The sequence below is a fragment of the Bradyrhizobium sp. P5_C12 genome (assembly GCF_054049735.1).
In genome coordinates, this window is the sequence record NZ_JBFULU010000027.1 from 1 (window position 1) to 18750 (window position 18750).

Sequence of the window (18750 nt, forward strand, 5' to 3'; positions counted from 1 at the left end):
GCATAAGTAATAATAGCCGGAATCCCAGTGACGCCCAACTTCCATTCTCGGCGAAAGGCGCACGATCATGGCACGGGCCAGGGTGCCCTTGCCATGCTGCTCGGCAAACTCGCTGAGGAAATGCATCAATCTCGGATACTGCTCGGCAGGCCCGGCAAGCTTGGATTCCTGTACGTCCATCATGACATCGACGTTGTCGCGCCCGGACATGGGGATGAATTCGGCTGAGCGTAGCATGATGGCGTCGGTGTGCTGCTGGACACCGATCGCCTTGCGCTTGGTGCCGAAGTCCCAGTTTCCCGGATGCGCATCAATCTCTTGCAGGAAGCCGCTGAGGTCGATCCCGCTCAATATCTTGGCGAAGTGGGACAGCGTTCGGCCGAGGCTTGCATGGTGCATGCCCATCGGCTCCGACGCGTATTGCGTCCACCACCAGCGCCAGAAATCGTTTCTGTCGCTGCGCAGCCGCCGCAGGATTTCAGGAACGGAGCAATCGAACATGCGCGCGAAGCTGTCGAGATCCATCTGGCCGGCTCCGTCTACGGCACCCGCTCTGCCGTCGCAGAGCCAAGCGCATGCCTTGCACTGCGCTCCTTGGGCGGGCAGCTCAAACAAGGGCCATGGCGCTCAGTCATGACCGCCACTTGTTGCCACCACCCCACACTCTCGCAAGGTGAGAGCATCTCGCCCCCTCTGCTCGTCCGGCGCCTGCCAGGAAGGTTCATTCGCTTACTATGCGGGTCGTCGGTTGTAAACGCCCTTTGGTTGAAAGCGCGCGCGAAGGATCGGTCGAAACTGGGATTCAGTTCAACTATCTCTCTTTCATCCGTGATCGAGGTATGGGAACGGGCATCGTGCAGCTTGAAGAGTACAGCATCGAGCCGACGCTGATGGGCTCCAAGAAATGACCGCGTCGGTTCCCATCATGCGCAAAATATCGCGGAGCCCCCCGATGAAACCGCCTTAGCAATACGGTGACAGTGTCACCGTAACGCCGGCGAGGTCGGATGCTCAGCATATCATCGGGTTATCCCCGTGGTCGCAAACTCCACCCGGTTGATCCGAGGGCACTGGCGCAAATGCGCGGTAGGCCGGCGCACCGATCGACCGGTCGCCCTCGATACGATGGATGCTCGACCCCGCGCTCTGTCCGGCGTGTCGATCGCTGGTGCGGTGCTCACGCGCCTCGAGCGGCGTGCTGAAGATTGCGGTGACGACCAGTCCGGTCAACAAGGCCTTGGACAGGACTGACCCGATGGGATTTTTGAATGTAGTCATGGTGGTGGTTCCTTTCGATTGGGTGATCCCCCGCGAGGCAGGAGATCCGATCCACCACCCATAGACGTGCGTTGTCGCGCGCTTATTCCCAAGTCACGAAGTAGTTTTCGATTTGCCTGAGGCGCCGACAATCTTCGCGAACACGAGGCAGAGATCCGGATTCGGCTACTCTGCATCGAACGTGAGTAAAAGTTTAGTTGACCGAGAACCAAGCGCGCCCACGCAGTGCGAGGCGAGCCTTTACGAAGCCGCGACAGCGAGACCATGGCCGAAAACGCACATGGACCCACAGCGCGTATCGGATCATATTAACCGGGCATCACTTTGTTCGACGAGCAAGGGAGCCACCGAATGTACGCCAACATCCTCTTGAGCACGGATGGATCGGAGGTCGCGCGAAAAGGCGTTGAGCATGGCATTGCCTTGGCGAAGGCTTTGAACGCCAGGCTGACAATCATCACGGTGACGGAAGCGCTGCCGGTCGACTATGGGGGCGGACACGACTCGGGATGGATTCCGACGCAGGACGAGATCGACAGCTTTGACGCGGCCTGCAAGGTCCGTGCGGGCAAAGTGCTTGACGAAGCGCGCGCCATGTCGGAGCAGGTCGGTGCGTCTGCAGAACTCCTGCATGTTCCGAATGCGCACCCGGCCACAGCGATCATTGAAACAGCAAAGTCCAGGGGCTGCGACTTGATCGTCATGGCCTCTCATGGGCGCCGCGGCCTCAGGAAGCTGTTCCTGGGCAGCCAGACATCCGAGGTCCTCGTGGACGGAAGCGTGCCGGTGCTGGTGGTGCCGAAGCCGGCATAAGTGTAGGGCTTACCCGGCGCCACCTGGCTGTTCCGCCGGGCTACCGCACAAGACCGCGCTCTCGCGGCAGGAGAATTTCATGACTAGTGAAAAAGGCCCGAACATCAAGAAGAAGCAGAAATGCAAAAATTGCGAAGGCAAAGGCTTGCTCAAGAAGGGCGACAAGGTGGTGAAGTGCCAGCGCTGCAAAGGCACGGGGGTGCGGTGATATTGAGTTGATGACCGCTCTTTGACCGGGGGGTTGCGATGACAGTGCACGTCCCCAGCGATCGGATTTATTTTCGATCTGCGAGGCTGGATCGGGCCAAAGTCACGGCGTCACCGATGCGCCTTAGCGTATTCGTGGTGCGCAACGTGCCGACGCCTTTCAGGCGTCCCGCACCTAACGCCGAAAGCAGACGCGATCGCGCTGGATCGCCGGTAAAATGGATCCAGAGATCGCCACCGGCGACGGCAATTCGTTCATCGCTGATATAGCGTGCCAGGGCGTTTTCGCCGCCTTTCGGGATCGGGCTGCGCATCACGCGAACGGCGACCCTTCCCGGGTCAGCGGCCGCTTCGGCACTGAACGGGTTTGCGCGCAGCAGGCGTCGCCACGCGTCAGCATTGCGAACGATAATTGCGACATGCTTGCCGAACCGCACGTTGAAGGCGGCTTCAAGATTTTTCTCCAACCCGGAAATCGACGCCTTGTCGCTCTCGAAAGTCAGATTTCCCGTCGCGCCGACGGTTCTGGGGTTATGGAGACCGAGGCCTTGCGCCATGGCACGCAGCTCGGCCATCGCCAATCGCCGGCCGAGCGGGAGAACCACACTGTAAAGCAGGGCCACATAGGTCGTCATCGCTGGATGGCTCTCGTTTTCGGTCGACTATCCTGACCAGCCTTATCTTTCGCAAGGTCAAATATCTTAGGGGTGCAGTCCAGCACTGTCACCGTAATAGCCCGCACCATGAAGCCACTGGTATTCCGGCCGGCAACATCAAGCTTCGTGCAGTATTCCGGGCGATCCATCACAGAAAGGTCGTGAACTCATAAGCCAGCACGGCTCCGCCAAGACAGCGCCGCCATGGGTTCACCCCGCGGAAAATCTCGTCGAGGGCCCAAACGATGAGGCCGCCTTTGAACACGATGTCCAGGGCAATAGCGGCAGCGCCCGGCGGCTGCCAGCCCCAGCGCAGGACGCCGGCCACGATGACGACCCAGAGAACGAGGTTGGGGGCCTGGGCGATCGTGATGTCACCGGTTTCGCGGCTCCGAAAGAACCATTGCAGGAACCTGGGCATGATCGCGCTTGCCTCTCCGATCGCGAAGATACTCGAATACTCCGGTCGCCGCGATTGCGGCCGTCCCGATGTCTGCCATCGAGGGCCGCATCAGGTCTTTCGCGATTTCGGGAGATGACGACAACTGCGCTGGATTGCATGCCATCGACGGGCCGCCCATGCGTCCCGACGCATTGCTTCTTGTTCGGTGGAGCAGCCACATAAGGGCGCCGTCGCCGGCGCCTTTCATCGCTTGCCGCTCAATCCCGGCTGCGATGCAGCACGTGCCGTTGCTGCTGCGGCGCGTAGGCCCGCATCGGGTTGATACCGCAGCTCTCGTCGGTGCCGCTCGCGGTGGCCTGGCACTGCTCATAGGTGGAAAACTCGCAATTGCCGGGGTAGCCCGATTGGCGGCCCTGCAGGCAATAGGTGTCTTGCACCTCGGTTGCGGACGCGGCGGTAGAGGTTGCCGCGACGGTCAGGGTGGAAAGGGCCGCAAGGACGGCGATGGCGAGATGACGATGCATGAGGGAGCTCCTGCGTAGCGCTCGCTGGATGCGAGAACTCTCGCAAGCTAACGTTTCAGATCTCGAATACGTCGCAGGCGGAGAGATTAAATCGCTGTTATGTGCCACAGGGGCGGCACGCCCGTGCTCCACTCTTGCGCGCGGCGATGCAGCCACCGGCCGCGTCGCGAGCTCACCCTCCATCCACCACGCACTCCGCGCCATCGATCACGTAGGCTGCGTGACGAAAATCCCTGATGGTGGCGAGCTTGTCGGCGGACCAGTTCAGCAGCATGAAATATTTCGCCCGCCCGTTCGGCTCATTCGGATCGAACACCAGGATCGCGGGACGTCCGTCGACCTGCCCCGTCACCAGGTGCCAGTCGCTGATCTTCGAATAATTGCCGAAATAGCGCGACACCTCGGCCTTGCCATTCAGCCTGGTGCGGTTGACGAGCTCGAGCCTGACGTCATCGGCGATCATGGCGCGGATCGCGTCGAAGTCGCGGGCATTGAAATGGCCGACATAGGCGTTGAGCCGCGTGCGATCGGCGTCCGACAGGCCCGGCTGCGGCACATCGTCGGGCTCCTCGGCAAACTCACGCAGCTGCGTGCGCCCGCGATGCAGCGCGGCCTTGACCGCCGGCAGGCTGAAATCCATGATGTCGCAGACCTCGGCAAGCGAGCAGCCGAGCACGTCCATCAGGATCACGCTGGACCGCTGCGCCACCGGCAGCCGCATGAAGGTGCGCAGGCTGGTCGCAGCGATCTGGCGGCTTTCCACATCATCGAGCTGGTCGGCAATCATCTCCACCTCCTCAGCCGAATGCAGCGCCTCCTGCCGGTTGCGACGACGCAGGAAATCCAGCGCGGTGTTGTGCGCGACGCGGAACAGCCAGCCCTCCGGATTGACGACGGGCGTGACCGATTGCAGCGCTTCCACCGCCTTGATCAGCGCATCCTGCAGCACATCCTCACCGTCGACGACCGAGCCGACCATGCGCGCGCAGTAGCGATGCAGTTTCGGCCGCATTCGCGCCAGCAGGGCCTCGATATCGACGGTGGCCAGCGGGTCTGGCGCCATTTCTCCTCCGCCTCGCCTGGTCAGGACTCGTCCAGCATACGGTAGTTGCCGACGATCCTCACATCACGAACCAGCGGCGGCTCCACGCAGCGGTCGCGGATGCCGTCCTGGAATGCCTGAAACGCCTTGAGCTTCGGGATCGGGCTCGAGCCGTCCTCGGCCGCGGCCTCGACAAGATGGATGAAGGTGTCGTCCTCCAGCCGCAGCGTCAGATAGCGCACGCCGTCCGGCCCGGCCGCCTTCAATTCGGCAAATACGGCCGAAACCAGCTCGGCGTTCCTGTCGGCCAGCTCCGGCTTGGCCTTGTATCTGATCAACGTCCTTCTCATCGCGTGCTCCTTGCTCATGTCGCGACCTGGCTCGCTCATCGCGCGCCATCTCTCCATTTTAGCATGCCCTTCCCGGAAAACCGTTGCCCCGCTGTTCCGGATCGAGCTCGCGCAAATGGCCACGACACCCCTAGGACGTTTGCCGGCCGGCGAAGGATGCGGCCCGGCAAAAATTATTTCCGGGCGCATCCTTTGCCCCTCCGGCCTCGTCTAGCCGGCAGAACGCGCCGCGACAGGGCGGCGCGACACACGGAGACAGGGCGATGCAGACCCCGACCAATCGCGCCGAGCAGAACTGGGTGCTTGGCGTCACCGCGCTGGCATCCTTCATGATGGCGCTGGACGCCATGATCGTTACGACGGCATTCGCGGCCATCCGCGCCGAATTCGGCAGCCCGGTCGAGACGCTGCAATGGACCGTCAACGCCTTCAACCTGACCTTTGCCGTGCTGCTCCTGACCGGCGCCGCGCTCGGCGACCGCTTCGGTCGCCGCCGCATGTTCGCGGCCGGGATCGCCTTGTTCGTCGTTGCGTCGGCGGCCTGTGCGCTCGCGGGCAATGCCACCGCGCTGATCGCCGCCCGCGCGCTGCAGGGCGCCGGCGCCGCGCTGGTGATGCCGCTCGCAATGGCGATCCTGAGCGGCACGTTCGGCCGCGAGGAGCGCGCCCGCGCGCTCGGCATTTTCAGCAGCATCACCGGCTGCGCGCTGATCATCGGCCCGGCCATCGGCGGCTTCATCACCGAGCAACTCGGCTGGCGCTGGGTGTTCTGGATCAACCTGCCGATCGGGCTGATCGCGATCGCCCTGGTGCTGGCACGGTTGCGCGAAAGCTTCGGACCGGCCGCCGCATTGGACATCCCCGGACTGTCGCTCGTCGCCCTTGCGGCGCTGGCGCTGGTCTGGAGCCTGTTGCGCGGCAACGCCGTGGGGTGGGCGAGCGCCGAGGTCATGGGCGCGCTGATGTCAGGCCTGGTGTTCGCGGCCGGCTTCGTGCTCTGGGAGTTGCGCGCGGCCGCGCCGATGGTGCCGATGCGGCTGTTCGCATCGCGCGCCCTCGCCTCCGGCATGTCCGCAAGCGTCCTGTTCTACGCCGCGATGTATGGCGTCGTGTTCCTACTGCCGCAGTTCCTGCAGACCGCGCTGGGCTTCGACGCCTTCGGCGCCGGACTTCGCCTGCTGCCCTGGACGGCGACGCTGTTCGTCACCGCCCCGATCGCCGGCGCGGTCGTCAACAGGTTCGGCGAGCGGCCGCTGGTGGTGACGGGATTGCTGATGCRGGCGGTCGGCCTTGGCTGGATCGCCGAGATCGTGAATCCCGCGGTTGCCTACTCCGCGCTGGTCGCACCGCTGGTGCTGGCCGGCGTCGGCGTCTCGATGGCGATGCCGGCAGCGCAGAACGCCATCCTGAGCTCGGTCGCGGTGGCCGAAATGGGCAAGGCGTCCGGCGTCTTCAACATGGGCCGCTTCCTCGGCGGCATGTTCGGCATCGCTGCGCTGGTGGCGACTTTCTCGGCCAACGGTGGGGTCGATTCGGCCGTGCATTTCGAGAGCGGATTTGCCGCGGCGATGAGCCTCGCCGCAACGCTGTCGCTGGCCGGCGCGATTGCGGGGTTTTTCCTGCCGGCACGGCAACGCACCGCCGCAGCAGCCGCGCCACAAGATGCGTGACGCTCACAGATGACAGTGACAGTGCACTTGATGGCTTCGGCTGCTTTCGCGGGTTCGAGGCCCAGGAGCTAAGTGCACTGTCACCGTGGTAAGATTAGATGGTCGGAGTGACCTGCCGGGAACTCATACCTTGGTACGGCCACCCGCCGCCCGACACATCGTCCAGGGCGCTGTCACCAAGTCCATCCTTGTCGGACCTGGACGAGATCTTGGTCTCGGCGACGTCCTTCAGGTCGCGAGGTTCGGCTTCACCTTTGGAATTGGCGCCGTGCGCGTTGCTCATATTCAATCTCCACCTTCAGCAATGCTGGGCCGGTCAGGCCCCAAGATCAGATCCCCTTGTTGTATGTATTACCGCTCATGACCTGGGGCCAAAGGCCGCCTGAGACATCGTCCAGCGCGCCATCGCCGAGCGCATCCTTCCCCGGCGGCGACGAAATCTTGTTCTCCACACCGTCCTTGAGGTTCTGGTGAGGTACGACGTCGCCTTCGGAATTCGTGTCTTGCTTGTTGGTCATGTTAAATCTCCACCTTCATCAATGTCGATTGGGTCAACCCGACGTTGGAAATGCTGCGCTGGTCTTGTTTCGTAAGGACTTCAAGAGCCGGAGAAAACGATTTCCCCGGCGTCGCCCTTTGTTTCGTGGCATCGGCCGGGGCTTTGGCGATGGGCCATTCCCCACCGACGCGCGGCGGAGCGCTTTTCGGCTAGCCCCCCGGGCCGTTGACGCTGTAGCTGGCCGCCGCAGTGGGGCTGAACGGCCAGGTGCCGCCTGACACTTTGTCCAGCGAGCTGTCGCTAAGCGCATCAGTCGCCGGCGAGATTTGGGACACTGTGTTCTGAGCGCCGTCCTTGAGGCTCTCGCCGGGTACCGCGTTCGCTGTGGAATTCGTGTCCTGCTGATCGGTCATGTTCGATCTCCAGCTCTCATCAATGCCAAGCGCGGACGTCAGAACCCGTGGGTCGGAGGCACGCGGCCGCCGGAGACGTCGTTCAGGGAGCTGTCGCTGAGGGCATCCTTTTCAGAGGTCGAGATCTGGGATGCCTTGTTCTGAGCGGCATCCTTGCGGCTATCGAGAGATTCGGCTGCCGGCTTCGAATTCGTGTCCTGCTTATTGGTCATGTTCAATCTCCACTTAAAATGATGATCTTCCAACCCTGAGTTGCAACGACGCTCAATGACGTCATTCCTGAATATTCAAGGGCTTAGGAAAACGGCTTCTGGCGTCGCGCATGGCTTCATGCGCTTGAGGGTGAAGGTACCGCCGGATCGATTGGCGAGCGATACGGCAGATGCCGTATTTTCGTCGTCGGTCACGAGGACGTGTCGAAAGGGCCCCCTTCGAAAGGCGCTGCCTTCGAAGGGATTTGCCTTCGATCTCAGGATCCGGCGCCTTTCATCGCGACCTCCTCCACGAGCTTGAGCAGACGGTCAAATCGCTCGCCCGCGATCGACACCTGGTCGAGCACGGCAGGATCAAGCTCGTCCTTCAACCGCGTCGCTTCGTCCCCCAGTCCGGTTTCCTGCTCACCATAGGCCATCCTGCGCTCGGTGGCGCGCAGCCGGTCCGACAGCAGGATGGCGAGAGCGCGATAAAAGCGGCTGGCAAAGGCGTGGTCTCCCGCGAGCTTTCGCAGCAGGACCTGCTTGTCCAGGAACAGTGCAACCGAATCGACCTTGGCAGCCACCGTGGCCGAGGGCGGCGCGGAATCGACCAGCGACATCTCACCGACGAAGTCGCCCGCCTCGAGCTGGGCGATCTCGCCGATGCCGGACACGCTCACGCCCATTCGTCCCTGCAACAGCAGCACAATCGACGAGATCGGCACGCCCTCTTCGATCAGGACCTCCTGTCGCCCGATGCCGCGGCGGGAGCCGGTACGGGCCATCCAGTCGATGTCGGAGTCGTTCAGCACGCCGAATATGAAGAGGACCTTGCGCATATCGGTGATCCCTAAAGCGCGTCATCGCGCTTTAGCTCCTTGTTTGAGCATGATCCATTCGGAAAACCGCGGCACACTTTTCCGGATCATGCTTCAGATCAGTTGACGTTCCGCGAAATCCGCAAACAGGCCCGGCTGCGCCATCAACTCGGCGAAGCTGCCGGTCTGCACGATCCTGCCGCCGCCCAGCACGACAATCCGGTCCGCCGACCGAACGGTGCTGAGCCGGTGCGCGATGACGATCCGTGTCAAATTGAGCCTCGATATCGACTCGCTGACGATGGCCTGGGACCGGTTGTCGAGCGCACTGGTGGCCTCATCCATCAGCAGGAGCCGCGGCCGATGCGCCAGCGCCCGCGCGATCAGCAATCGCTGGCGCTGGCCGCCCGAAAGCGTGTTGACGCCCTCGGCAACGAGCGTCTGCATGCCCATGGGCATGGCCTCGAGATCACGGTCCAATCCCGCCAGCCGGGCGATCTCCCAGGCCTGGTCAATCGACAGACGGGCTGTGCCGCAGATGTTTTCATAGACGCTGCCGGAGGCGAGCCTGGAGTTCTGCAGCACGACCCCGACATCGCGGCGCAACAAGCCGAGGTCGATCGTCTCGAGCGACTTGCCGTCGACAAAGATCACGCCGGATTCCGGCTTCTCGAACCCGAGCAGCAATCGGAACAGTGTCGACTTGCCGCTCCCCGACGGACCGACAATGGCGAGGTATTCTCCTGTCCCGACACTGAGGCTGACATCGTCGAGGATCAGCGGCCCGCTCTCGCCATAGCGGAACGACACGTTGGCAAACTCGATCGAGCCGCTGATCTCGCCGACCGACTTCCGCTCGTCACTGATCTCGGTCGGCGTCGAGATGATCGGCTTGATCCGCTCGATCCTCGGGATTGCGACCAGCAGTTCCCCGATCGCCAGCGCCCACTCGCCGACCGCGGCGAGCGACAGACCGAATGCCGCATAGAATGCCAGGAACGTCCCAAGCTCGTGCACCGGCCTCGCGCCGGACGTGGTCTGGGCCAGGGCAAAGATGAGCAGTGTCGCCAACGCAGGAAACGCCGCATCGAGGCTCTTCTGGAGGTTTTGCGCACGCTGCGAGGCAATGAAATGGCGCTTCTGCTCGGAAAAGCGCTCGACCCAGATCGAGAGCGCCTGCATGGTCGCGTTCGCAATCCGCAGTTTTCCAACGCCGGTGAGGAGCTGTAGAACCAACCCCTCCAGCCATCCCTGAAGATGAAGGCTCTCGCGCTCCTCCGACAGCCGGACCAGGCTGATCGCGACCACCATTGCGACGCGCAGCATGGCCAGCGCGGCGGCCAACAGGCCCAGCCTGATGTCGAGGGCGAACATCACGGCAAAACTGAAAACGCAGGACACCAGCGCCAGAAATCCGCGAATGGCGCGGCCGGTGACAATGGTGCGGACGGCTTCGACACCAAGCGTGCGGTCCGCGAGGTCGCCAACTGAGAAGTCGCGGAAGAAAGCGGTCGGCATCCGCAGCAGGCGGTCGACAATTGCCGCCTGCACCACAAAGTCCAGCCGGCTCTCGAGCCGGAGCATGGCGATGCCTTGCATCATCTGAAATCCGCCGGCCACCAGCGTCACGACACCGAGCGCGATGGCGCAGATCAGGAGCTGGTCGACTTCCGCGCGCGGGAGCACGGAATCGATCAGCAGCTTGGTCACGAGCGGCGTCGCCAGCGCGAGAAGGCCGAGGCACAGGGCCGCCAGCATGATCCGCAGGACATCGCCCCGGACCGTCGCGGCGCCGAACTTCAGGAGATCGCGAACCGTCAGGGCCCGCGACGGCAGCGGGCGATAGAACATCACCGCCTCGGGGGCCAGTTCGGCGGCGACGGCCCGCGTCAATTCGCGGCGCGTGCCGGCGCCGGGGTCGACGATGATGTGGCGGCCGCCTGCCTTGGGGAGGATCGCGACGGCCCGCCGGTCTTCGCCAAGGAACGCGACGAACGGACCGGCACTGTTGGTCTGCCAGTCCGCGCGCAGCAACAGGCGCCGTATTCGCACCCGCGACGCCGCTGCGATCCTCACGGCGCGCGCAAGATCGTCAGCGTCCGACGCCATATTGGCGGGAGCCTGGAGCGAGAGGCCCATGGCGGCTCCAACCTCCCGGCAGGCGGCGAGCAGACGGCCGGCCCCTTCCGCGCCGGGCTGCGATGCTTCGGACCCGGCCGTGATGATGCCGGCAAGACGGCCGACAATGCTGGTCCGGCGCTGCCGGTTGAGACCTGAGCGCAGGCTCAGGCGCCTGGCCTCCGCCAGGGTGTCCTCGTCGATCCTGCGACACAGGCTCTCCATGACGCGTCCATGGAAGCGATCGAGCGCGGCCCAGATCTCGGCAAGCGAGAATGCCGTGCTCTCCCGAACCTCCAGGGTCGCGGCCTCGCGGGCAACGATCCACGTCCCCGGCGGCATCGGCGAGGGCCCCTCTCCGGGGCCATGGGGCTGCGGCAGCTCCATCACGCCGATGGTCCCATGCGCGATTGCGATCCAGCCGACCTGGCGGCCGGACAGCCGAACAATGTCGCCGGATGCCAGCGCGTATCGCGAGCCGATCGCGGCCTGCTGCACGACCGCTCCTTGAGGAGAGGCCGCGATGATTCCCGACACAAGCGCGGTCCATGCGTCGATCGCGTCCCGATCCGCAAAACGGCCACGATGATCGACCACGGCCTCGGTCTCCAGACCGCCGACCGCAATCACGGCCACAAAATTCCCGTTTCCATCGCGGATAGCGGGCAGCCCGAAAACGACTGCGCCCTGCTCGACCCGGAACAAATGATGCCGCCGGCTCGGCTCGCCGCCGGCACTCTGCCTGACTGCAAACAGGTCGACATAGCCGCGCACGATTTGCAGCACGAGATCAGCATCATTGATCGGCAAAGGTCGATGGCTCTCGAGTGCGACCGGGCTTACCGCCGCGCCTTCGCGCCAGGGCGGCGTTTCGAGCGAGGGAGGCTGGTACGCGCTGCTCATTCGCTCGACACCAGCTGAACATATTCACCACCCTCGGCGAGCAGCTCCTGATGCGTCCCCCGCTGCACGATCCGCCCGTTGCTCATCACGAGGATCTCGTCGCAATCGCGAATCGTGCTGAGCCGGTGGGCGACGATGATGCAGGTGCATCCCCTGCGCCGGAGATTGTCGTCAATCGCCTTTTCGACGATCGGATCCAGCGCCGAGGTGGCCTCGTCGAGGACGACCACGGAAGGATTGCTCGCCAGCGCCCGCGCGATCTCGAGCCGCTGTCGCTGGCCGCCGCTGAAATTCCTGCCATCCTCGGCCACGTGGCAATCGTAATTGCCGGCGCGGACGGCGATGTCTTCATGGATCAGCGCATCCTTGAGCGCCCGCGACACGCTGGCCTCAGCCACGGTGTCGTCCCAGAGTGTGAGGTTGTTGCGGACTGTCCCCTCGAACAGCAGGATCTCCTGGTCGATATAGGCGACCGAGTTGGTGAATATCTCCTGGGGAATCTCGGTCATCGACCAGCCGTCGAGGCGGATGTCGCCGGACCATGGCCGGTAGAGGCCGCTGACCAGCCGCCCAATGGTGGATTTGCCGCTGCCCGATGCGCCGATCAGGGCCACCCGGCAACCGGGTTCGACGACCAGCGAGAAATCCTCGATCAGCGGCGGCTCGAGCGCCGAATAGCCGAACGAAACGTCGTTCAACTCGACCCGGCCTGACAGTTTTGCCGGCATGCGGGCGGGCGCACGCTCGATCGGCACCAGGGGACGGGCGGGATAGTTGAAGACGTCTTCGATCCGGAACAGATTGCCCTTGATGGCCAGGAAGGCCGTGGTCTGCTGCACGAGTGCGTTGATCGGCTCGACCAGGCTGGTGAGCAGGGCCTGCAAGGCGACAAGGCCGCCGATGGTCAATGCGCCATCGACGATGCGCAAGCCGCCCACCCCCAACACGATCGCCACGGTCAATCCGGTCAGGAAGATCGGGCAGGTGTCGAGGAAGGTGGAGTAGACGCCGAGATCACGCTCGGCGTTGAGGACCTTGGCCTGAAACCCCGCCCAGCGCGCGAAGGCGTCGTCTTCCAGACCGCCGGCCTTGATCGTCTCGATCGTGCGGATGATCTCGATGGTGCCTCCATTCAGCTTGGCACGCTCGATGGTCAGCTTGCGGTTGAGATCCTCGCGCTGGCGCGCGACCAGCCTCAGGACGAGGACATTGAGGAGAGCCATGGCGATGCTGATCGCGGCCAGGAGACCATCGTAGAACGCCATCGTGACGGCGATGAAGACGACCGAGATCAGGTTCAGGGCATTGGCGGCCACCCCGTTCGAAAGCAATTGCGCGATCTGTTCGCTGGCGGCGATTCGGTTGGCGAGGTCGCCCGAGTGCCGCTGGGTGAAGAACTCCATCGGGAGGGTCAGGACGTGCCATAGCAACTGGCTGACCATCGTCACCGTCAGCTTGGTCTGGATGCGCAGCAGCAGCGACTGTTGAAACGCCGTCATCAGCGCCCGCGCCAAGGCTGTCATCGCCATGCCGATCAGCAAGGGCGTGAACCAGCCCTCGACATGCTTGATCAGGACGTCATCGACAAAGATTTTTGCGAATGCCGGAACCAGTATGGTGGGGACCACGAGCGCCATGCTGAGCGCGACCAGCAGCAGCACCGCCCCCAACGAATTCGACAGCCGCCGCCTCAGCAGCGGAAAAAAATCGGGCTCGCGCCCGCCCGGCTTGAATTCGGGTCCCGGCTCCATCGCTAGGACGACGCCGGTGAAGGACGCATCGAACTCATCATGGCCGACCTTGCGACGCCCAACCGAGGGATCGTTGATATAGGCGCAATCCGCATCCAGCCTTTCGAGCACCACGAAATGGTTGAAGTTCCAGTGGATGATCGATGGCATCGGCAGCTCATGCAGCGTTGCCGGCTCCTTCCTGAACCCCTTTGCCGTCAGTCCGAACTGCCGCGCGGCCTTCAGCACGTTGCTGGCCTTGCTGCCATCCCGGGACACGCCGCATGCTTCGCGCAGCCTTTCCAGCGGCACCCAGAGACCGTGATGGGCCAGGACCATCGCGAGCGAGGCCGCGCCGCATTCCAGCGCTTCCATCTGGAACACCGTGGGCGTGACCCAACGCCGCCGCATGCGCCCGATCCGGTTGCCGAGGCGAGCGAAGAAACCCCGCTGGCCGTCGGTTTGCTGCGATGACGCGGTCATGCGCTGGCGATCCTAACCGCCAATTCCGGTCAGCCGCCTCGTCAGCGGGATCACCAGATCGATCGGCCGCTGCTCGCGCGTTGTGACCTCGGCGCGGGTCAGCGTGCCGCTCGAGAGCTGGATCGGCGGCCCCTTGCCGGAGGTCCAGCGATACAGGCTGAGGGTTGACGGGTCGCGCTCCAGGGCCACCTTGGCCGCATAAGGCGCGCCGTCCGCGGAGAAGCGCTTGACCAATGCATCGTTGTGCAGATCCGCCAGCATGCCCTGAGGCGTTACCGGAAAATCCGAGATCGCCACGACATGGCCGACAATCGCACCGTATTCTTCCCGCTTGATCGTGGACGGCTCGATGCGAACCTCCATGCCCGGCCTGATGGTCTTGCCGCGGTCCGGCGGCATGTAGATGGTTGCCTCCAGGACCTGTCCCGCGATCTCGATTTCGATCACCGGCGCACCAACGGCAAGCACCGCGCCACTGGACACCTTGAGTTCGACGACACGCCCGTCAACGGGGCTGAGAATTTGCGATCCGCGCTCCAGCTCGGCCGCAAGCTGCTCAACCACCCGCCTGGAATCATTGACCTTGAATTCCGACAGCATGCGATCGCGCTCACGTTGGCTCTGCAGATCCAGCCGCTGCGCGTTGAGCTTGAGACTATCGTTGCGTGCGTCTGTGATGCGTTCCCGCGCGTTGTTGAGCTCGACGCGACGGTCCTCGAGATATCTGCGTGTGACAGTTCCGTTCGCCGCGGCAGGCTCGAGCTTCGCCACTTCATCCGTGAGGTAGGCGGTGCGCTTCTCGGCAGCCGCGATCACGCTGCCAAGACCTGCTTCCTGAGCCGCATAGTTGGCAAGCTTGGCATCGATCTCCCGCGAGATCGCACTGGTGAGCTCCGCATGCTCGCGTTCGCGCTCGCGCAGGACATCTCTCGCCTGCCGAAGCCGCTGCTCGGTCTCGGTCTGGACGACGCGGGCGATCACCTGATCGCGGCGGACGGCATCGCCGATGCCGACATCGAGCGAGGCCAGCTTGCCGCTGACAGCGGATACGGCATCGACCAGGCGACCGCCGCTGCTCAGCAAGATGCCATCGCCGGACACCCGGGTCGGGATGCGGCCGAGCACGCTCCAGGCCACCAGCACGACCAGTCCCAGCGCCAGCGCCGCCGCGGCCATCCAGTCGAACGGGCGCGTGACCCCGACGACATGGTCGAGCTGTTCGGGATTCGAAAGCCGCTCGATGGCCGCTTCCCGAAAGATTCGTTCCGTCCCCCTTTTCACAGAGGCCCCCGCAAATGCCGAACCCACTTCGAGCCAACTCGATTTGGCAGGAACGTTTTCGCTTTTTCAAGCAGATATTGCCTGCCCGCGCGGGCAAAGCTTTGATCGCCCGCTTTCCAAGCCGGTCACGCTATGAACCCTGAGGTCAGATAGTCGGAGGGACGACTGCGGTTTTAGTGGTGCTGTTCGGGGCCCGACATTGCAACCCCACGCTCACTGCATGTCCGCTCTTCCAGGAATGGATAGAGCGGACATGGCTATATCGAGATTTACCATTTCCGGACCAATGCGCGGCGGCAGAGGTGACCTCTTCGAGCCGTCGTCGGCTCAGGTGCCTTCTAGCCCCCCTTGCCATAGGTACTGAACGGCCGCCAAGTGCCGCCGGAAACATCGTCCAGGGACTTATCGCCGAGCGCATCCTTTTCAGACGTCAACAAGGTCTGGGAACTCTTGTCCGGAGCGGCGTCCGCGAGGCCCTCAGCTTCCCCCTGTTTATTCGCATCTTGCGCAACGGTCATATTCCATCTCCGGTTTCATCGATGCCAAGCGTCTCAAGCGAATGCTCGAGACGAAATTCGCCCCCGAGACAGAGCTTCGTATCTTTATCTCCGCCGCTCTGCGATACGGCAGATGCCGTATTTCGTCTAAATCGCAAGGGATCACGGTGCACTCAATGGCTTTCGCCGGTTCGACGACCGCTGAATTGAGTGCACTGTCACCCCGCCAGCGAATTCCTCGTCGCGCGAAGAATATCATCCGATAGCTTGGGATCGTTCACGGCCCGGGCGAGCACAAGGGCGCCGACCAGGGAGGCGGTGGCCGCGAGCGCCTTGTCCTCACGCTGGCGCGGCTTCAGCCCGGACGGCATTCGGCTGCTCAGCAGAGCGATCATGCCGCGCACGCCGGCGGTGAAACGGTCCCTCACGCCGCTGCTTTGGCGTGACACCTCACAAGCCAGGGCGGCAAAGGGGCAGCCGCTTGCGGGATCATCGCGATGCGCCGGCGAGAGGTATTCCGAGACGTAGTCGTCGAGCGCAAACACCTCGGGCAATTCCTGCCCTTTCGCACTTATCGCATAGGCCACCGCTTCCTCGACCAGCCGCTCCTTGGAGCCGAACTGACTGTACAGGCTGCCGTGGGTCATCCCGGCCGCCTCGGCGAGCGCGTCAACACCGACGCCGGAGATGCCGTGCTCCCGCATGAGGCGGGAGGCGGCCTGAAGAATGCGCTCGCGATTTTTGGCGGCCTGTTCCTTTGAAACGCGCATGTCGCTGGTCCTGGGGGCACGGGGTCTTGACAATTATAATTACGATCGTCATCTATATCAATAGTTACGATCGTAATCAAACAGATTTTGGGACCAATTGTCAGCCCGGAGAAGCTCATGAACAGGATCACATCAAAGATCGCACTTGTGACCGGCGCCTCGTCCGGGATCGGCGAAGCCACGGCGGAGCGGCTCGCGCAAGCCGGCTACAAGGTCTACGGCACCAGCCGGCGGGGAGCCCAGGCCGGCAGGCCATCGTTCGAGATGCTGTCGCTCGACGTGACCAGCGATGAATCCGTCGAAGCCGCCGTCAGCGAAGTGATGCGGCGCGACGGCCGCATCGATCTGCTCGTGAACAACGCCGGCTTTGGGGTTGCTCCCGCGGGGGCGGAAGAGAGCTCGATCGACCAGGCGAGAGCGATTTTCGAGACCAACTTTTTCGGACTTGTCCGGATGACGCGCGCCGTCGTGCCACACATGCGGCGCCAGGGGAATGGCCGCATCATCAACATCGGCTCCGTGCTCGGCTTTCTGCCGATGCCTTATGGCGCGCTCTATGCCGCAACCAAGCACGCGGTGGCGGGTTATTCGGAATCACTCGACCATGAACTGCGCACGAGGGGCATCCGGGTCTCGGTGATCGAGCCTGCGTACACCAAGACGCCATTCGACGCGAACTTCATGGAGCCCGATGCCAAGCTCGATGCGTATCGCGAGGCGCGCGCGGGCGTGACCAGGAGGGTGAACGAGGTGATGGCCACTGCCGAGCAGCCCGGTGTCGTGGCCGAGACCGTGCTGAAGGCGGCGAGCGCGGCGCGCCCGCAGCTCCGCTACGCGGCCGGTAGCCTCGCGAAGCGCCTGCGATTTCTGCGCAGATTTGCGCCAGCCGGCCTGGTGGACGCCGGGATTCGCAAGGACCTGCGGCTTGATGCGCCGGCGGCATCGCAGCCCGCGCGCACCGCGCGGGCCTTCTGACCGCGCGCAACCGGCGCACGCGCGGCCTCCTGCCGCCGCCACTGCGAAGAACCTTCGGACCGAGAGGAAAAATGCGAGCTCTTACCTTCAAGCGTTACGGCAAGCCGGATCAGGTCGCGTTGGCCGACATCCCTCGGCCGACGCCCGCGCCGAACGAGATTCTGGTCCAGGTTCACGCCGCGGGCTTGAACCCGATCGACAACATGATTGCGAAAGGGACGTTCAAGCCCATCCTCAAGTTTGATCTGCCGGCCACGCTGGGCAGCGATCTTGCGGGCGTCGTCGTCGAGGTGGGAAGTCGGGTGACGCGCTTCAAGCCGGGCGATGCCGTCTTCGCCAGCATCTTCGATCTCGGAACCGGCGCTCTCGCTGAATTCGCGCGCGTGCCGGAGGATGCCGCCGCGCTCAAGCCGCCAAACCTGGACTTCGTGCAAGCGGCCTCGATCCCGATGGTCGGCCTGACGTCGTGGCAGGCGCTGAGGGAGCGAGCAGGTCTCAAGCCGGGTCAAAAGGTGTTCATCCCCGCAGGCGCCGGCGGTATCGGCACGTTCGCGATCCAGCTCGCGAAATATCTCGGAGCAAAAGTGGGGACGACGACCAGCACAGGGAATATCGACCTGGTGCGCAGCCTCGGGGCTGACGAGGTGGTCGACTACAAGAAACAGCAATTCGAGGAGGTGCTGCGGGACTACGACGCCGTGCTGGGCACGGTCAGGGGCGATGCGCTCGAGACATCGCTTCGGATCCTGAGGCCGGGAAGCACGATTGCTTCGCTCATCGGGCCCCCGGACACCGCGTTCGCGCGCGCCCGAGGGATGAATGTCTTCATGGTGCTGCTGTTCGGACTGCTGAGCCGCAAGATCATTCGCCAGGCCGGCAAGCGTGGCGCCGCCTATTCGTTCCTGTTCGTGCATCCCGACGGCAGGCAACTCGCCGAGATCGGCGAGCTTCTCAAGGCGGAGCGCATCCGGCCGGTGATCGACAGGGTCTTCCCGTTCGAACAGGCGAAAGAAGCGTTGGCCTATCTCGAAATGGGGCGAGCCAAGGGCAAGGTCGTCGTCCAGATGAGGTAATGGCGTCGATCCGGCCGCCGCGGCTGCCGCGCGAAGTCCAAAGCGCGACGGCA

At 63.6% G+C, this 18750-nt stretch carries 21 protein-coding genes; 5 read left to right on the forward strand and 16 right to left on the reverse strand.

What is annotated here, in order from left to right:
• On the reverse strand, nt 1-525 hold a 525-nt coding region (locus tag ACXJMY_RS22975), incomplete at its 3' end, for a hypothetical protein (RefSeq protein ID WP_456621627.1).
• A gap of 1104 nt (nt 526-1629) precedes the next feature.
• Here ACXJMY_RS22975 and ACXJMY_RS22980 point away from each other — a divergent pair.
• Together ACXJMY_RS22980 and ACXJMY_RS22985 are read left to right on the forward strand one after the other, a co-directional pair.
• Nucleotides 1630-2091: a universal stress protein gene (locus ACXJMY_RS22980; RefSeq protein ID WP_456621628.1), complete on the forward strand. Its 462-nt coding sequence runs from the start codon at nt 1630-1632 to the stop codon at nt 2089-2091.
• Nucleotides 2092-2170: 79 nt separating this feature from the next.
• Entirely contained in the window at nt 2171-2299 is a 129-nt protein-coding gene (locus ACXJMY_RS22985; protein WP_007600646.1) for a hypothetical protein, read from the forward strand.
• Nucleotides 2300-2366: 67 nt separating this feature from the next.
• On the opposite strand, the gene ACXJMY_RS22990 is transcribed toward ACXJMY_RS22985, so the two are convergent.
• The 5 genes from ACXJMY_RS22990 to ACXJMY_RS23010 form a co-directional block, all read right to left on the reverse strand.
• Complete coding sequence (locus tag ACXJMY_RS22990; RefSeq protein ID WP_456621629.1) at nt 2367-2933, reverse strand: DUF1697 domain-containing protein; 567 nt, start codon at nt 2931-2933, stop codon at nt 2367-2369.
• Between the two features lie 169 nt (nt 2934-3102).
• Nucleotides 3103-3375 carry a hypothetical protein gene (locus ACXJMY_RS22995; RefSeq protein WP_456621630.1) on the reverse strand — a complete coding sequence of 91 codons (273 nt, stop codon included), beginning with the start codon at nt 3373-3375 and terminating at the stop codon, nt 3103-3105.
• Between the two features lie 239 nt (nt 3376-3614).
• Entirely contained in the window at nt 3615-3881 is a 267-nt protein-coding gene (locus ACXJMY_RS23000; protein ID WP_456621631.1) for a DUF3551 domain-containing protein, read from the reverse strand.
• A gap of 172 nt (nt 3882-4053) precedes the next feature.
• On the reverse strand, nt 4054-4944 hold the full coding sequence (locus tag ACXJMY_RS23005; protein ID WP_456621632.1) for a sigma-70 family RNA polymerase sigma factor: 891 nt from the start codon (nt 4942-4944) through the stop codon (nt 4054-4056).
• 20 nt (nt 4945-4964) lie between these two features.
• Nucleotides 4965-5273, reverse strand: coding sequence for a hypothetical protein (locus ACXJMY_RS23010; RefSeq protein WP_456621633.1), 309 nt, complete (start codon nt 5271-5273; stop codon nt 4965-4967).
• A 263-nt stretch (nt 5274-5536) separates the two neighbouring features.
• Here ACXJMY_RS23010 and ACXJMY_RS23015 point away from each other — a divergent pair, with 263 nt between their 5' ends.
• Nucleotides 5537-6943 (forward strand): DHA2 family efflux MFS transporter permease subunit, encoded by a 1407-nt coding sequence (locus ACXJMY_RS23015; protein WP_456621634.1) that lies wholly within the window; start codon nt 5537-5539, stop codon nt 6941-6943.
• Between the two features lie 94 nt (nt 6944-7037).
• Here the strand turns inward: ACXJMY_RS23015 and ACXJMY_RS23020 are convergent, their stop codons facing one another.
• The 10 genes from ACXJMY_RS23020 to ACXJMY_RS23065 form a co-directional block, all read right to left on the reverse strand.
• On the reverse strand, nt 7038-7226 hold the full coding sequence (locus ACXJMY_RS23020) for a hypothetical protein (RefSeq protein ID WP_456621635.1): 189 nt from the start codon (nt 7224-7226) through the stop codon (nt 7038-7040).
• Nucleotides 7227-7272: 46 nt separating this feature from the next.
• On the reverse strand, nt 7273-7461 hold the full coding sequence (locus ACXJMY_RS23025) for a hypothetical protein (RefSeq protein ID WP_456621636.1): 189 nt from the start codon (nt 7459-7461) through the stop codon (nt 7273-7275).
• 190 nt (nt 7462-7651) lie between these two features.
• Entirely contained in the window at nt 7652-7855 is a 204-nt protein-coding gene (locus tag ACXJMY_RS23030; protein ID WP_456621637.1) for a hypothetical protein, read from the reverse strand.
• A gap of 38 nt (nt 7856-7893) precedes the next feature.
• Nucleotides 7894-8067, reverse strand: a complete 174-nt coding sequence (locus ACXJMY_RS23035; protein WP_456621638.1) for a hypothetical protein — start codon at nt 8065-8067, stop codon at nt 7894-7896.
• A 257-nt stretch (nt 8068-8324) separates the two neighbouring features.
• Entirely contained in the window at nt 8325-8888 is a 564-nt protein-coding gene (locus ACXJMY_RS23040; protein WP_456621639.1) for a cyclic nucleotide-binding domain-containing protein, read from the reverse strand.
• 93 nt (nt 8889-8981) lie between these two features.
• On the reverse strand, nt 8982-11888 hold the full coding sequence (locus tag ACXJMY_RS23045) for an NHLP bacteriocin export ABC transporter permease/ATPase subunit (protein WP_456621640.1): 2907 nt from the start codon (nt 11886-11888) through the stop codon (nt 8982-8984).
• Entirely contained in the window at nt 11885-14101 is a 2217-nt protein-coding gene (locus tag ACXJMY_RS23050; RefSeq protein WP_456621641.1) for an NHLP family bacteriocin export ABC transporter peptidase/permease/ATPase subunit, read from the reverse strand. The genes ACXJMY_RS23045 and ACXJMY_RS23050 overlap by 4 nt, the downstream gene beginning before the upstream one ends.
• A 12-nt stretch (nt 14102-14113) precedes the next feature.
• Nucleotides 14114-15382, reverse strand: a complete 1269-nt coding sequence (locus ACXJMY_RS23055) for an NHLP bacteriocin system secretion protein (RefSeq protein ID WP_456621642.1) — start codon at nt 15380-15382, stop codon at nt 14114-14116.
• Between the two features lie 338 nt (nt 15383-15720).
• Nucleotides 15721-15900, reverse strand: a complete 180-nt coding sequence (locus ACXJMY_RS23060) for a hypothetical protein (protein ID WP_456621643.1) — start codon at nt 15898-15900, stop codon at nt 15721-15723.
• A gap of 197 nt (nt 15901-16097) precedes the next feature.
• The gene (locus tag ACXJMY_RS23065) at nt 16098-16649 is read right to left on the reverse strand and encodes a TetR/AcrR family transcriptional regulator (protein WP_456621644.1); all 552 of its coding nucleotides are present in this window, start codon (nt 16647-16649) and stop codon (nt 16098-16100) included.
• A 117-nt stretch (nt 16650-16766) separates the two neighbouring features.
• Between ACXJMY_RS23065 and ACXJMY_RS23070 the strand changes: the two genes are divergently transcribed.
• Together ACXJMY_RS23070 and ACXJMY_RS23075 are read left to right on the forward strand one after the other, a co-directional pair.
• Nucleotides 16767-17624, forward strand: a complete 858-nt coding sequence (locus ACXJMY_RS23070; RefSeq protein WP_456621645.1) for an oxidoreductase — start codon at nt 16767-16769, stop codon at nt 17622-17624.
• Between the two features lie 71 nt (nt 17625-17695).
• Nucleotides 17696-18697, forward strand: a complete 1002-nt coding sequence (locus ACXJMY_RS23075) for an NADP-dependent oxidoreductase (protein WP_456621646.1) — start codon at nt 17696-17698, stop codon at nt 18695-18697.
• The last annotated feature ends 53 nt before the right edge of the window (nt 18698-18750 follow it).

Excerpts from the sequence above, each read along its gene's own strand:
- ACXJMY_RS23045 (WP_456621640.1), bottom strand. The coding sequence starts at position 11,888 with ATGAGCAGCGCGTACCAGCCTCCCTCGCTCGAAACGCCGCCCTGGCGC.
- ACXJMY_RS22980 (WP_456621628.1), top strand. The coding sequence starts at position 1,630 with ATGTACGCCAACATCCTCTTGAGCACGGATGGATCGGAGGTCGCGCGA.
- ACXJMY_RS23065 (WP_456621644.1), bottom strand. The coding sequence starts at position 16,649 with ATGCGCGTTTCAAAGGAACAGGCCGCCAAAAATCGCGAGCGCATTCTT.
- ACXJMY_RS23050 (WP_456621641.1), bottom strand. The coding sequence starts at position 14,101 with ATGACCGCGTCATCGCAGCAAACCGACGGCCAGCGGGGTTTCTTCGCT.
- ACXJMY_RS23020 (WP_456621635.1), bottom strand. The coding sequence starts at position 7,226 with ATGAGCAACGCGCACGGCGCCAATTCCAAAGGTGAAGCCGAACCTCGC.
- ACXJMY_RS23000 (WP_456621631.1), bottom strand. The coding sequence starts at position 3,881 with ATGCATCGTCATCTCGCCATCGCCGTCCTTGCGGCCCTTTCCACCCTG.
- ACXJMY_RS23025 (WP_456621636.1), bottom strand. The coding sequence starts at position 7,461 with ATGACCAACAAGCAAGACACGAATTCCGAAGGCGACGTCGTACCTCAC.
- ACXJMY_RS23060 (WP_456621643.1), bottom strand. The coding sequence starts at position 15,900 with ATGACCGTTGCGCAAGATGCGAATAAACAGGGGGAAGCTGAGGGCCTC.
- ACXJMY_RS23035 (WP_456621638.1), bottom strand. The coding sequence starts at position 8,067 with ATGACCAATAAGCAGGACACGAATTCGAAGCCGGCAGCCGAATCTCTC.
- ACXJMY_RS23010 (WP_456621633.1), bottom strand. The coding sequence starts at position 5,273 with ATGAGAAGGACGTTGATCAGATACAAGGCCAAGCCGGAGCTGGCCGAC.
- ACXJMY_RS23005 (WP_456621632.1), bottom strand. The coding sequence starts at position 4,944 with ATGGCGCCAGACCCGCTGGCCACCGTCGATATCGAGGCCCTGCTGGCG.
- ACXJMY_RS22985 (WP_007600646.1), top strand. The coding sequence starts at position 2,171 with ATGACTAGTGAAAAAGGCCCGAACATCAAGAAGAAGCAGAAATGCAAA.
- ACXJMY_RS23040 (WP_456621639.1), bottom strand. The coding sequence starts at position 8,888 with ATGCGCAAGGTCCTCTTCATATTCGGCGTGCTGAACGACTCCGACATC.
- ACXJMY_RS23070 (WP_456621645.1), top strand. The coding sequence starts at position 16,767 with ATGAACAGGATCACATCAAAGATCGCACTTGTGACCGGCGCCTCGTCC.
- ACXJMY_RS23075 (WP_456621646.1), top strand. The coding sequence starts at position 17,696 with ATGCGAGCTCTTACCTTCAAGCGTTACGGCAAGCCGGATCAGGTCGCG.
- ACXJMY_RS22995 (WP_456621630.1), bottom strand. The coding sequence starts at position 3,375 with ATGCCCAGGTTCCTGCAATGGTTCTTTCGGAGCCGCGAAACCGGTGAC.
- ACXJMY_RS23030 (WP_456621637.1), bottom strand. The coding sequence starts at position 7,855 with ATGACCGATCAGCAGGACACGAATTCCACAGCGAACGCGGTACCCGGC.
- ACXJMY_RS22990 (WP_456621629.1), bottom strand. The coding sequence starts at position 2,933 with ATGACGACCTATGTGGCCCTGCTTTACAGTGTGGTTCTCCCGCTCGGC.